12 protein-coding genes are annotated in these 13,731 nt (G+C 45.5%); 3 read left to right on the top strand and 9 right to left on the bottom strand.

From position 1 onward, the window contains the following. Positions 1–4: 4 nt before the first annotated feature. Entirely contained in the window at positions 5–424 is a 420-nt protein-coding gene (locus CFX1CAM_RS06545; RefSeq protein WP_087862253.1) for an acyl-CoA thioesterase, read from the bottom strand. A 173-nt stretch (positions 425–597) separates the two neighbouring features. Between CFX1CAM_RS06545 and CFX1CAM_RS06540 the strand changes: the two genes are divergently transcribed. After that, positions 598–1,476 (top strand): SDR family NAD(P)-dependent oxidoreductase, encoded by an 879-nt coding sequence (locus CFX1CAM_RS06540; protein WP_157891764.1) that lies wholly within the window; start codon positions 598–600, stop codon positions 1,474–1,476. A 63-nt stretch (positions 1,477–1,539) separates the two neighbouring features. Here the strand turns inward: CFX1CAM_RS06540 and pepF are convergent, their stop codons facing one another. From pepF to CFX1CAM_RS06520, 4 genes are all read right to left on the bottom strand, one after another. Then, positions 1,540–3,360: an oligoendopeptidase F gene (pepF, locus tag CFX1CAM_RS06535; protein WP_087862251.1), complete on the bottom strand. Its 1,821-nt coding sequence runs from the start codon at positions 3,358–3,360 to the stop codon at positions 1,540–1,542. Positions 3,361–3,448: 88 nt separating this feature from the next. Next, entirely contained in the window at positions 3,449–3,835 is a 387-nt protein-coding gene (locus tag CFX1CAM_RS06530; protein WP_197687102.1) for a hypothetical protein, read from the bottom strand. A 240-nt stretch (positions 3,836–4,075) separates the two neighbouring features. Next, a complete protein-coding gene (locus CFX1CAM_RS06525; RefSeq protein ID WP_087862249.1) occupies positions 4,076–5,131 on the bottom strand; it encodes a tyrosine-type recombinase/integrase in 1,056 nt (351 codons plus the stop codon). Between the two features lie 170 nt (positions 5,132–5,301). After that, positions 5,302–5,697 (bottom strand): NifB/NifX family molybdenum-iron cluster-binding protein, encoded by a 396-nt coding sequence (locus CFX1CAM_RS06520; protein WP_087862248.1) that lies wholly within the window; start codon positions 5,695–5,697, stop codon positions 5,302–5,304. A gap of 187 nt (positions 5,698–5,884) precedes the next feature. Here CFX1CAM_RS06520 and CFX1CAM_RS06515 point away from each other — a divergent pair, with 187 nt between their 5' ends. Next, positions 5,885–7,027 (top strand): 4Fe-4S binding protein, encoded by a 1,143-nt coding sequence (locus CFX1CAM_RS06515; protein ID WP_162287664.1) that lies wholly within the window; start codon positions 5,885–5,887, stop codon positions 7,025–7,027. 44 nt (positions 7,028–7,071) lie between these two features. Continuing rightward, positions 7,072–7,632: an ECF transporter S component gene (locus CFX1CAM_RS06510; protein WP_087862246.1), complete on the top strand. Its 561-nt coding sequence runs from the start codon at positions 7,072–7,074 to the stop codon at positions 7,630–7,632. A gap of 10 nt (positions 7,633–7,642) precedes the next feature. Here the strand turns inward: CFX1CAM_RS06510 and CFX1CAM_RS06505 are convergent, their stop codons facing one another. The 4 genes from CFX1CAM_RS06505 to CFX1CAM_RS06490 all read right to left on the bottom strand — a co-directional run bounded on the left by CFX1CAM_RS06505 (position 7,643) and on the right by CFX1CAM_RS06490 (position 13,690). After that, positions 7,643–8,467 carry an energy-coupling factor transporter transmembrane component T family protein gene (locus tag CFX1CAM_RS06505; RefSeq protein WP_087862245.1) on the bottom strand — a complete coding sequence of 275 codons (825 nt, stop codon included), beginning with the start codon at positions 8,465–8,467 and terminating at the stop codon, positions 7,643–7,645. Next, on the bottom strand, positions 8,460–10,196 hold the full coding sequence (locus tag CFX1CAM_RS06500; protein WP_087862244.1) for an ABC transporter ATP-binding protein: 1,737 nt from the start codon (positions 10,194–10,196) through the stop codon (positions 8,460–8,462). Before CFX1CAM_RS06500 ends, CFX1CAM_RS06505 begins: the two co-directional genes overlap by 8 nt. A 198-nt stretch (positions 10,197–10,394) precedes the next feature. Continuing rightward, on the bottom strand, positions 10,395–10,772 hold the full coding sequence (locus tag CFX1CAM_RS06495; RefSeq protein ID WP_087862243.1) for a DUF1893 domain-containing protein: 378 nt from the start codon (positions 10,770–10,772) through the stop codon (positions 10,395–10,397). A 131-nt stretch (positions 10,773–10,903) separates the two neighbouring features. Beyond that, the gene (locus CFX1CAM_RS06490; RefSeq protein ID WP_087862242.1) at positions 10,904–13,690 is read right to left on the bottom strand and encodes a molybdopterin-dependent oxidoreductase; all 2,787 of its coding nucleotides are present in this window, start codon (positions 13,688–13,690) and stop codon (positions 10,904–10,906) included. Positions 13,691–13,731: the final 41 nt, after the last annotated feature.

Genomic DNA, 13,731 nt, shown 5'->3' with positions numbered 1-13,731 from the left:
CGTTTCAGCGCAACGCTGCTGCACGTTGGCTAAGAGCAATATCCTCAGGATCAGTCAGTTCAATTGTCAGTCCATGAGGTTGTGCTCGGCCGTCATCATCGATGTAGACGAAGGTGATAAAACCTTCCAAAATTGGATCCTCTTGCTTGCTTTCAGATAAACTCACAAAGACAATGAGTGAAGACCGACCTGCAAAAACGATTTTGCTTTTAAAACGGGCAATGTCTCCAGATTTCAACGGTTCTTTAAATAACAAACCATGGATTTTCAAGCAAACGACATTATGTGCTGGCAGCAAACTGGCTACCGCAATAAAGCCGGCTTCGACAAACCACTCTGCACAGCGACCTGCAAATAATGTGCTGTGATGGTTCAGGTCTTCACTTTTTACCAATCGATCATAATTGAAGGTTTTTGGAATCATGGCAGTCCTTTGGGTTTGAAAGTCAGAAAAATTTAATAAAAACCAAATTTGACATCATTGATGCCCATTATAACCGGAATTTTTAACCAATTTTACCAACATTGACATGATTTACTGGTTTCAGTGCTATAATCCTTCGGTGTTAACCACCAGCAGTTGAAATAATGAGGATGATGTTGAAGAAAAATTTCAATTTGGCAGGAAAATCGGTGCTGATTACCGGGGCAACTTCAGGGATTGGGTTAGCTGCGGCAACCAGGTTTGCTCAAGAAGGGGCTTGGGTGATCGGCGCGGGTCGATCTGAAACACGCATTCAACAGGCAAAAAATGATATATTGCAGACCGTGCCTGATGCAAAAATCGAATTCCTCCTGGCAGATCTGGGATATCAACAGCAGGTACATAATCTAGCCGAAGGCGCTCAGGTGCTGCTGGCTAAGTGGGGTTATGAACATTTGGATGTTCTGATCAATAACGCAGGATTGTATCTTGAACATAAGCGTTTTAATGACAAAAAGATTGAAATGACCTTTGCTGTCAACCACCTTGCTGCTTTCGTGTTAACAAACCAGTTATTACCGTGGATCAAGCGAGCACCACACGGTCGCGTGATTACGATCTCATCGTATGCCCACAAAACCGTACCGATCAATTTAAAAAGGATCAGCAACCCGTGGCTATACATCGGGCTGATAGCGTATAAACGATCGAAATTGTGTAACATTCTCTTTACGTCTGAACTGAACCGCCGCTGCCAGGACATTGAAGCTTTTGCCGTTGATCCTGGTTTGGTCAATACAGGCATAGCTTCAAAGAGCGAACCAGGAATTTCCAGCTTGGTTTGGAGATTTCACCGACGCAGCGGTACTGATACTAATGTACCTATCGACACGTTGCTGTTTCTATCCGACGTTGCGATAAGTGACCTGTCAAATGGGAGTTATTACAGAGACTGCGCTCCTCAAACACCCAGCCGAGCCGCCAGGCGAGAAGACCTAGCTCGTGAGCTTTGGGAGCTTTCTTGTCAGTTAACTGGCATTGACTGGACATAAACGCGATAAAATACGAATAAAGCGTCCAATTGGACGCTTTATTGTTTTTTATTGAAATTTTCACTAAATTTGATGTGTTTCTACAAGTTCTTCTAAACGATCAACATAACGTGCCATGGCTTCAAAGGCTTTGTCAACGGGTTCAGGGCTGGTCATATCGACACCGGCCATTTTGAGCGCATCTAAAGGATAAAGAGAGCTTCCGGCGCTGATAAATTTCAGGTAACGATCGACTTCTTCCTGTCCGCCATGTTGAATGCCGTTCACCAGGGCGTGAGCAGCAGAAATGCCCGTAGCGTAATTATAGACATAGAAATTCATGTACATGTGCTGGAACTGAGCCCAGGTAATGCCAATTTGATCTCTGTCAAAAACGACATCTTCACCGTACCCTTCTGCAAAATAATCTGCACAAACATTGCACATGATCTCTGCTGTCAGGGGTTTCCCAGCTTCCGCCCTTCGATGCATTTCCAGTTCCCATCGCGCCAGCGTTGGCATAATAAAGAAGTAACGATGGAAATTAGACATCGCTTCTTCAATCAATGCCAGTTGGAATTTGGAATCAGTTTGCGTATCAAACATATAGTCACGCACCATGGCCTGGTTGAAATTGCTAGCGACTTCTGCTACAAACAGGGAGTAGTGGCTATAAACAAAAGGTTGGGCTCTACGCGTATAGTATGAGTGCATTGAATGGCCAAGTTCATGAGCCAGTGTGCTCATGCTGAAGACGTTATCGGTGTAACTCATCATGATAAACGGGTTGGTATCATAAACGCCGCTGGAAAATGCGCCCTGACGTTTACCCTTGTTCAGAGCACGATCCACCCAGCGGTCTTCTAAGGCGCCTTTTCGCAGTATTTCGACGTATTCAGTGCCTAATGGCGCCATGCCCTCGCAAATCCATTCTATGGCCTGTTCAAAGGGGATGTGTGGTGACTTTTGTGAAAGCGGGGCTTTTATATCGTAAACATGAAGCTGATCATAACCCAGGGCTTTCTTGCGGATTCTCCAGTAGCGTTGCCAGATGGGGAGGTTACTTTGAAACGTGTCGATCAATGCATAAAACACAGCCGCAGGGATATGATTGGCACTCAAAGACGCTTCTAAAGAAGAAGGGAAAAGACGAGAACGAGCGTTGAAAATATCGCGTTGTATACCGCCTATTTGAAGCGCAGCTAAGGTATTTTTAAAATCAATGTAACCCTGAGCATAATTCTCATAACTGGTTTTGCGAACGTTACGATCAGGTTCGGTGATCAAGCTGTCAATACTGCTCTGACCGACTTCCTTTGTGGCGCCTTTTTCATCAAAGGCATCCTTGAAAACAAGATCCGCATTGGTTATAGCGTTATATGCACGGAAAAATAGGCTCAAGGGCTCCCCCGAGAGAGCCAAAACCTCTTCAACTTCCTCAGTGCGCACATGGTCCTTTTTCCGTTCTAACTCATCAATAAAATGATCAAGGTGTGCAAGGCGCTGATCTTTTTTAACCCATTCTCGCAATTGATCAAATCCAATTGCTGTTAACTCCGGGTTTAAAAAAGATGTTGCAGCATGCAAGCGGACAAATGCGGTTTGACCCTGTCCTGCCATTGCCTGCGCGTTCTGGTCATGGGTGTCAACAGAAGAGGCTAGCATCCCATAGACCATCACTTTTGAAGCCAATCGCAAGGACGTTTCGTATTGTTCGAGAAAGGTTGCTAGAGTTTTTGGTCCTTGTGACAATTGACCCTTGTAAGTGATAAGCGAGGGGATTTGATTGAGAACAGTTTCCCTGGCCGTCTCCCAGGACTGAACATCAGGAAAAATATTTTCCAGGTTCCAGGTTTCATGCAGTGGGACCTCAGACCGAAGTGGCAGTAAGTTTTTTTCTATCATAATTCCTCCGATTGTGAAAACATGGTCAGTAGATGATTATCTAACACCCCCTCAATCATACCAGGAATAAGCTAAATCATAAATAAAATCAATGCAACCGGTCGACAAGCGCTTCTTTGACGTCATCCGGTGCTTTAAACACGCCGCGCACCGTCAGAGATTGGATCGTATCCAAAGCTAATTGGGGGGTCACGTCATCGGTGAGAATTAACATCCCGATGACTTTCACATTGATCATCTCATTTTCATCGCGTTTTTGTTCTAATTCATGTCGCGTAAAACTCAATGTGCCAATAACCATTGATTTTCGTGAAGTAATCGAATCGACAGCTTTCTTTTGCCGTTCGAGCTGGTTCCGAATGGCAGTACGGACAAAATCTGACCGGCTGGAATAAAAACCTTCCTGAACGAGCAAATCAACCCTGCCTAAATCAACGCTTCCGATGTTAATTGTTATCTTTTCAGTTTCCGACATTTTTAACCTATTTACCATCTAAACACCATCTAAATAGATGGTTTGTTGATAGTATAAGTATAACACCGGAGTAAAAAAGAATGCGATTTTCCTGATAATGATGACAAAGGGGCATTGATTGACATTAAATATCGGTTGATTGAAATGACACCCTAAAACAGCGGACTTGCATCCAAAAGTAGCCAGAATACCCGTAATTTACACAAGCTATCCTTGGGGCTCGCGGGTGTTTTTATTTTATCAATCTTTAGGATAGGGTATATCTAACTTTTCAGCTGCGTCTTGCATCACGCGGGTAGGGCGGCGATCGTAGCGCATGGTTGTGTTAGGGTTTTCATGCCCCGCCATTTTTGAAACTGTAGAAAGGTCCACACCGACATCCAGAAGGTCGCTCACGAAAGTGCGCCGCATATCGTGTGGGGTAGTTTTTTTGACCAGACCAGCTTGCAGGGAACGTTTTTCAATCAGGTGGTAAATCGTCTGGTCGCTCAAGCGTGCGACAATTTGATTTGGAGCCATGCCCTGTTGTTTTTGAGCTGCTGATTTTCGTTCTTTTCTGTGCCTCACGATCTTCCCGGATTTATTGACTGAATAAAATAGCGGTCCTGGTTCATTGCCTCGCACCTCAATCCACTTCTGTATTGCTCGAACAGCGCCGCTGGCAAGAAATGCAAAGCGTTCTTTATTACGTTTACCAATCACTCGTAATTGCCGCAGTTTGGCATCGAAGTCCTCAAGGTCAAGAGTCACAACTTCAGCACGTCTCAGTCCTGAAGAGTACATTAAGCTGATAATTGCTGCGTCGCGCAGTCCGAGATTTGGGTTTTCTTCATCCTCCAGGCAAACCAGGATCAGACGTTTAATTTCTTCCGTATCTAATTCGCGTCCTGATGGAAGACGTTGGGCAGAAACTGAACGAACATCTGCAGCGCGTTGATAGGCTTCGGCGTTGATTAAATTATGACGCCAGGCTTCTTTCAGTACGCGCCGAACAGCGCACAGGTATCGGTTCACCGTTGCAGGTGCGTATCGCGCGTTCAGCCACGCTTTGACCGCAGTTACAGCGCCATAATCCAATTGCTCCCAGGGAAAATCCAGGCTATCCTCAATTTGGGAGTTTGTTAAAGCACTGGCGATTTGATCTAATGCAGCCTTCTGCACTCGCCGACTGTCTTTACTGTTAAGACTGGCTAAGTAGGAGACGACCGGGTTTTTGCTGGCGGTTCTTTGGCCACGGGCTTGTAGGGATGTCGGTCGCTGACCATAATCAATTGGAATTATTTCGTTTTGTTCCATAAGACCTACAATAATCAAAACAGGTAAGACTGCAACAACCTTACTCTGCTTGTTTATTCTACCATTTAAATTTTCAAAAATTTTCTATTGGAGCTTAAGAAAGCTAACAGGTAATAAAAAAGCCTGGGTTCGTTCGACCACAGGCTAAATAGTTTCACGGACTGGTTGAATTAGTGCAATAAATGCGTCTCATCTTGCAGATCACCAGAAAGATATGCTTGAAAGGCTGCCTCAATATCACGAATTTGCGTAACCAGTGGCGTGATCCCAAAGCTTTGCATGCTCTGATAAGCGCCCATGCCCATTCCGCCACAAATTAATACGTCACAATCGCTAATCGCCTGTGACATTCGATTGTGCTTGTCATGTGAAGCTGCGTCCATTCCGCTGCCCTGACCATGTTGATGTTGGTGTGCGTGGTCAGCAAATTGTTGATGTCCTAATTTCTCACGCATTTCCTGATGTTGGATAACGCCATCTTCTACCTCGACAACGAGGTAGTGTGATGCTCGACCGAAATGTTGACTGATCGTTTTCCCATCGTCTGTAATAAATGCAATTTTCATTAAATTCCTCCGACACCTAATTTGCCTTCAGAAACAAATTTCCGAAGACATCATCGTAATACATCCCCTATATTTTATCATCAAATTCATAAAGGGCGAGCCTAATGTAGATCCATAATTATGCTTGATCAAGATCGTTTCATGTATAATGGTGGCAAAGCGTAAACACATAGAGAAAGGCGTTCCAATGGCGAAAAAAGATGTTTACGAAAGATTGTGCGATTACTTCAGTTTGCAACTTGGTGAAGTTCCCGACCGAAACAACCTGATGACTGCTTTTAAACAGACTGTGACTGAGGAAACTGTCAATTTTTATTTTCTTCTTCCTCTTTTTGGCGAGATTAAGGAGTCTCAACTCCTGAAAAAAGCAAAACGCAAAGGGTACTCTGACATTGAAATATCGAAACATATGACCTTACTGATCAAAGAATCCTTCATTGAACGCCATCGAGGTGAAGAAGAAGACAGTTTTTCCAGGGTTTTTGGTGCGTTTGTCGCCGAAAATCAAGTGCGGAAAAAGAAAGGTACTGCTTTAGGAAAACGGTATGCCAAATATTGGATGGACTTAGCCGCGGTTTCAACTTACAAGCTGCCAACAAAAACGCCTTACGCCAGGGTATTAGCCACAGAAGAAAGCATTCAGCCTCCCAAAAAGGGCGAGAAAATTATCATCAATGAGACTATTCAGGATACACAACAAGCCGTTCCCTATGATTTCGTAACTGAATTGCTGCGAAAGTCTTCCACAATCGCACTGGCAGAATGTTATTGTCGGCTCTCCAAGGAAATGGCTGGTGAGCCCTGCGGTCATGAAAAAGAAACCTGCTTTTTATTCAATGAAGCCGGTCGAAACTTGATCGAAATTGGCGTTGCTCGTGAAATTTCTGTTGAAGAAGCCCTTGAAATTATCAGACGCAGCGAAGCAGCAGGCCTGGTACACAATGTCAATAATGCTGAAGGTGAGATCAATTTTTTGTGTAATTGCTGTCCTTGTTGTTGTCCCATTTTGGGAGCAATGAAATTGGGCTTGAAAAATGTCTCACAACCCTCGCGGTTCCACGCGGTGATTGATTGGGAAGTTTGCATTAATTGTTTGATTTGCGTTGATTATTGTTACGTGAATGCTCTTACAGATGTGGAAGGTCAGCTCTCTTTTGATGTCGACTTGTGCATTGGGTGCGGTTTGTGTGCCAGCCACTGTCCTGAAAATGCAATTAATATGGTTGTGCGAGAAAATTTCGGGAAAATTTATCCTACTGCCAGCACATTGGATAGCCAGATCCAAAAAGAAGCAATTATTGGAAAGCTTACATCTTTTATGAAAAAGTAGTATGCTCCAAATCTGTAGAACGGATTGTTGAAAGTTTATTTGAAATGGTACAGGATCGAACGCGAAAAATTGTTATCACTGGTGTATTAAGCGCCATTTCCATCTTCTTAGGGATCACTCGTTTAGGATTTATCCCATGGTTTTCAGGAGTATCCCTTACGATTATGCACTTGCCGGTCATCATCGGCGCTGTACTGGAAGGTCCCGTTGTCGGCTTTGCCATTGGCCTGATCTTTGGCATCTTCAGCCTGATCCAGGCCGCCATAGCACCAACAGGTCCTACCGATGTTTGGTTCACCAATCCTTTGATTTCTGTGATACCGCGTCTGTTTATCGGGCCAATCTCATGGTTGGTTTACCGCGCCCTGAAACGCTGGCCAATTCCTGCATTGTTTACTGCAGGCATCACTGGGAGTCTCGTCAATACCGCCCTTGTTTTATCGATGATTGGCGCCCTGGGATTGCTACCATGGATTGCTATCCCGCCAATAATATTGAGCAATGGGCTGCTTGAGGCAGTTGCTGCATCAATTTTGGTGGTAAGCGTTGTCAGCATCTGGAAACAAATTGAAGGTCGTAGGGGCAAACGAGGCTCATCGTTTTAGCATTATTAAGCTATAGCGTCAGCATCAACAAACTGACCAGCAGCGCTATCAAAAGAAAGACCCCATCCAATAACGTGAACTTCAAGGTATAGAAACTGCTGCGAGCTACTGCAGCATTAAAGCCGCGAGATTCCATGGCCAGCGCCATCGTTTCAGCCCGCTTAAGGCTGTTGACCATCAAAGGAACAATCAGAGGCAAAACTCGTTTTGCTTGGCGGATGGGGTTAAATCCCCTTTGTTCCCAATCACCGCCGCGCGCTGCCTGAGCCTTAGCTATTTTTTCAGCAGATTGGGCAATCATCGGAAGAAAACGCATGGTAATTTGCACAACTGCGGTCAGGTCGTTGATAGGAAATCTCAGCTTTTCGAGAGGTTTTAGTAAATAAAACAGGGAAGAGGTGACTTGTGAGGTCGATAGAGTCATCGCATACCCATTTAGTAAAAAGATAAGAATAAAAAACCTCGCTAAAAGCATGCCGGCGTTGAAAGCTGCGCGTTGGGTGACGATAATGCCTACCACGTTTCCTAAAATCACATCGGTATGGGTAATTGTTCCGAAAATAATTTGAAGGACTGCTAATATCAATAAAAATGGCAGCGCACGTTTGAAACTCTGCCACCCTGGTTTTACCGGGATTTTGGCCAGAATGTAAAGAAGTAATACCATTCCCAAACCCAAAAAAAGACCCGAAATGCGGGGAGTAAATACAACGCCTGTGAACAAGGCTAAATAGATGAGCATCCGGGCACGAGGATCAAGACAATGAATCAGCGAATCACGTGGGATATATTGCCCGATAGCTGTATTGCCCAAAAACTCAAACCGGCTATTCATGGAGACAATCCTTGATAGAGGACATTAAAAGCCCAGGCGTATAACTTTTCTCGATATCAATTGGCCATTGCTGTGCGATTAATGTCCTGGCTATATCGACCGCTAAAGGTGGTGAGAGCGATGCGTTTGATAAGGCAACTGCATTTGTTATCACCTGGCTGCAGGAACCTGTATGGGTGACCTTGCCCGATTGCATGATTGACAACTCATCAGCTATTTCAGCAATTTCTTCCAATCTATGGCTGGCAATGATGAGGGTTTTTCTTTTTTTCTGCAATGCTCTAAATAAAGCCATTAACTCAGCCCGGGCTCGGGGGTCCATACCAGCCGTGGGCTCATCAAACAATAAAATATCCTGGTCAAGTACCAAGGTGGAAGCCAGGGCTACTTTTCTCCTCTCGCCACCGCTCAAAGTTTCTAAACGTCGATCTTTAAATGCATCAAAACCCAAACCAACCATTTCCATAGCATGTCGGACACGCTCTTTTATATCCTGCATGGCAAATTGCTTGGGGCCATATGCAATTTCATCCCCAACAAAAGTTTCAAAGAATTGGGTCTCAGGATTTTGGAAGACCAGTCCAGCACGTTGAACAACGTCTCGCAAGGCTGTCCGAGGATCATCGAGAAGGAAGTTTCCCACACGAACATGTCCCAAATCGGGTCTTAAAATCCCATTGATGTGCTGTAAGAGTGTTGACTTTCCAGACCCGTTAGCACCTGCAAGACCATGGACACTGGCTTCAGAGATCGTGAGATCGACACCATTGAGGGCTTGTTGAGCCAGAGGTGAGCCTGATAGGTAGGTATAGTGAACATTCTGAAACTCAATCAGTGAGCGGGATGACTCAATGCCATACGTTTTTTTTAGAGGTTGTGTTGCAGAGTTTTTTCCATAATAAAAAGGGAGCGCATTTTTCAGAATCTGAGTCTCAAGGACGGGCACAGGGATTTTCCATCCCAAAGCGTGAAATTCATCAGCAATCCGGGTAACTCCTGGTATTTCAAGGCCTGCTTCGCGTAGTTTTTCTCTCTGAGCGAATACCTCTGTCGGCGTTCCAGATAAAATGATGCGTCCGAAATGCATTGCGACAATCTGATCAGCAGAAATTGTCTCTTCCATGTGATGCGTGATGTAGACAATTGTCATCCCATTCTGTCGTAATTTGCGCACAGTCTGCAGAAAGGTTTGCCGTGCCAGTGAATCAAGCATCGATGTCGGTTCGTCAAACAGAATGACGCGGGGCTGCCGCGCAAGCACACCTGCCAGCGCTACTTTTTGTATTTGACCCCCGGAAAGAAGGTGGGGAGGTCGCTCTGCTGCTTCAAACATTCCAACCGTCCGAAGTTGTTCTTCCACCCGTTTTTGTATCTCTGCAGAGGGTAGATTGATATTTTCCAATCCAAAGGCGATGTCTTCCGCAACCGTTGAAGCAACAATCTGATCCGCCGGGTTTTGATATACCATGCCCACGATCGTTCGCAGCCTGGGAAGGTTTTCATTTTGTCGGGTATCCAGCCCGTCGATAACGACTCGACCTTTTGTAGGAACTAATAAACCATTGACGTGTTTGAGGAGGGTTGTTTTTCCAGATCCATTTTCTCCGATGATGGCCACAAGCGAGCCTGCCTCGATGCTGAGGTCAATGCCACGCAGAATTTCGGGGGCGGCCTGGTCGGTAGCGTCTGGGCGATAGTGGAGATCTTCAATTTGGATTAAAGCAGTCACGTGCTAATCTTATCCGGAAACTGATTTTTGTGGATGTCAATTTCTCTAAGAAAAGAGACGATAACCATTGACGCCTTTAAATAAATATCTGATTTAGAAATCAGATGCAAATGAACGCTGGTGCGTTTTGAAGTAAATAACAATGATTTCGTGTAGTTTTACATTTTAAATGCTTTTAAGACGTTAATAAAAAGAGGGTTAGCAGCGCTGAGCTCGTTTACACAGAATTTGATAAGCCTCATCCAGATCGTCGATGGTTGCCAGCAATAATTCTGTCTGGCAACTGATTCGCTCCACAACCTCGTCATACGAATAGGTTACGTTATGATGCTTTAGAACCTCCATGGCCAGCTTGCTCATGATTGCGCCATGCACACAACTCACACCCAAGCGGGCCATCAACAGTGCTGAGGCTTTACCAACTACTTTATCAAAAAGTTTGGCTTTGGTTAGATCGATGGGGTGACTGGTCAGGTATTCTTCCAGATCAAATAATGGATATAACCATTTACCAGTGCTTTGAAAGACAACATTCCCATCAACTTGAACCAATAAAGATAACTCATTCAAAGACATATTTTTCACCAAAGAGTAAACTCGCCAACCACCACCTGATTCGGTGGTGGTTTATATGATATCCCATTTCATTTTATAAAGACCTAAACTGATCATCGCAGATATACGATGTTTAGTCCTCACACATTCTTTCAATCAAGCTGCCATAGAGCCTTTGCGATGACCTCCTGGTCAACTGGAATTCGGTCGAAGCGCACACCAACAGCATTGTATATGGCGTTTGTAATAGCTGGAGCGGTGGGAATGCTGCATATTTCCCCAACACCCTTGGCACCATAGGGTCCTTCTGCTGCTGGGTGCTCTACAATAATAGCAGTTATTTTCGGTGTGAGCATAATTCCTGGCATACGATAGCGTGCAAGGTAGTCTGTGACGACATAGCCATCCTTGACTATAAATTCTTCTGTCAGGCAGTAACCCAGACCCATCATAACGCCCCCCTCAACCTGACCTTGCAATCCAAGTGGATTGACTGCCATGCCAACATCATTTGCAGTGATTACATTCAACACTTTCACTTCACCGGTAAGTGTATTGACTTCAACTTCTGCAGCTTGAGCAGCAAAAGAATAGGCAAAATGCATATCTCCGCCAGTACCCAGGGGCTGCGTTTTTGGCGCTTCATATTCATAAAGAGCACGGGGCATTTGTCCCATACGCTTCATTTCGCTGGCAATTTCACCAAAGGAAATCTTTTTGCTGCGCAAATGAACAAAACCATCTTTAAATTGAATGAGACCTGGGTCAATATCAAATTGTTCAGCCAAATAAGCTGAAATGGAATTGCGCAATGCGATGGCTGCATAACGCGATGCGTTCCCGGTAAGATAGGTCTGGCGGGACGCTGTTGTCGGACCGCCGTTAGGTGTCAGGTCTGTATCCATCACCAGGACGCGCACCTGCTGAGGCGGTACACCCAGTTCCTCTGAGACAACCAGTTGCATTACAGTTACCAAACCCTGCCCCAACTCTGCAGCAGAGCTACGAATTTCGAAGGTGCCATCCTCAAACATCTCGATATCAGCATTAGAAATGTCAGGCGCGCCGCCTCCCAAACCGGTGTTTTTATAGGCCACTGCAAAACCCCATGATCTGACCAAATGCGGATTATCAGGATCAACAACCGGTTCAAAAGGCTTTGCATTGCGCGTTAACATCTCTTTCTCAACACGATCAATGCACTCAACCAGGCCGACCGACTCGGTAAGCACCTGACCTGTGTTGGTGATGCTACCAACATGCAAAGCATTCATCCGACGCAGTTCAACCGGGTCAATATTCAGTTTCTCCGCCAGCATGTCGATGGTACTTTCAACGGCAAAGGCGGACTGGGTAACCCCAAAACCACGAAAAGCGCCCGCAGGTGGGTTATTGGTATACATCGCGTAACAATCAGCGCGCACGTTCTCCACGTCGTAAGGCCCTGCAGAGTGGGTTGTGGCACGGGTCATCACCTTTTCTCCCAGAGAGGCATACGCACCTGTATCACCAAAGAGCTCCGTCAGTATTGCAATGATACGTCCATCGCTTTTTGCGCCAAGTTTAATTCGAATTTGAGTAGCATGTCGTTTGGGGTGCACCATCAAGCTTTCATGCCGGTTAAATAGCAATTTAACCGGGCGTTGGGTTTCATTGGCTAATAGTGCGCTATGGATTTGGCCGGCAATGTCTTCCTTCCCGCCAAAACCTCCGCCAACTTTCTGACCAACAATTCTCACACGGTTTTCGTCCCAACCCAAAACACGGGCAACCTGGCTACGATCCTGGTAGGGAATTTGCGAGCCAACGTAAATCTCCATACGACCATCTGGCCTGGGAACAGCAATACTGCACTCCGGCTCCATGAAGGCATGGTCCGCGATTTGTGTATGATAAGTATGCTCAATGATCACGTCAGCGTTCTCGAATCCTGCATCCATATTGCCTTTGCGCACTTTAATATGTTTGAGTAGATTCCCGTTTTCGTGGAGCTGAGGTTGATCATCCTGCAAAGCCTGCACGGGATTGCTGATGACAGGCAGAAGTTCAAATTCGGCTTCGATCAAATCGACTGCCTGTTCTACAATTTCTGGCGTTTCAGCAGCCACAATTGCGATAGTATCGCCAACATAGCGGATGCGTTCACCAATACCAACAATTGCTGGCCAATCGAAGATCACAAGACCATGGGTGTGTTCACCGGGAATGTCCTCTGCTGTCAAAACAGCCGCAACACCTTCCAATTTTTGGGCTTTTGAAATGTCCAAACTTTTTAAGATCGCGTGGGGGACCAGTGCGCGTTTTGCACAGGCATACAACATATCATCGAACACCAGATCGTCAGTAAAGATAGCTTTTCCTGTGACCTTTTCAATAGCGTCTGGTCGTATATGGGTGAGACCGACTACCGCGTGAGAATGGATTGAATCGGGCACTTTTGGTGCAGGCAGTGGCTCCCCGGTACGCAATGTATGTGCTGCTGCAAGGATTGCATTTTCAATCGATGGATAGCCAGCACATCGACATAAGGTGTCTTTGAGTGCATAACGGATTTCATCACTGGTTGGGTTCGGATTGCGCTTTAACAGGGCGTAAGCGGTCATAATTTGGCCGGGGATGCAAAACCCACATTGAACAGCGCCGTGTTGCACGAAGGCCTCTTGAAGGGGGTGGAGCTTAATCACCTCATAAACCTGCTCAGCCAGACCTTCAATCGTGAGAATGGTTTTGCCGTCAGCCCGTTCTGCGGGATAGATACAAGACATCATCGGTTCGCCATCCACCAGCACTGTGCATGCGCCACATTCTGCTTCATCGCAGCCAATCTTCGTTCCAGTTAAGCGCAAGCGCTGTCGTAAAAGTGTCGCCAGCATTTCACCAGGTTTCACCGGTAAGGTGTATTCTTTATTATTAACGGTAAGGGTTATTTCTTTTCTCATTTTTCACCAGGGTATCATGGTCGTGAATTATCATTGAGGAT

It is taken from the genome of Brevefilum fermentans, from assembly GCF_900184705.1.
GTDB classification, from domain to species: Bacteria; Chloroflexota; Anaerolineae; order Anaerolineales; family Anaerolineaceae; genus Brevifilum; species Brevifilum fermentans.
The sequence above is the reverse complement of the archived record's forward strand: the minus strand, read 5'-3'. Positions and strand labels throughout refer to the sequence as shown.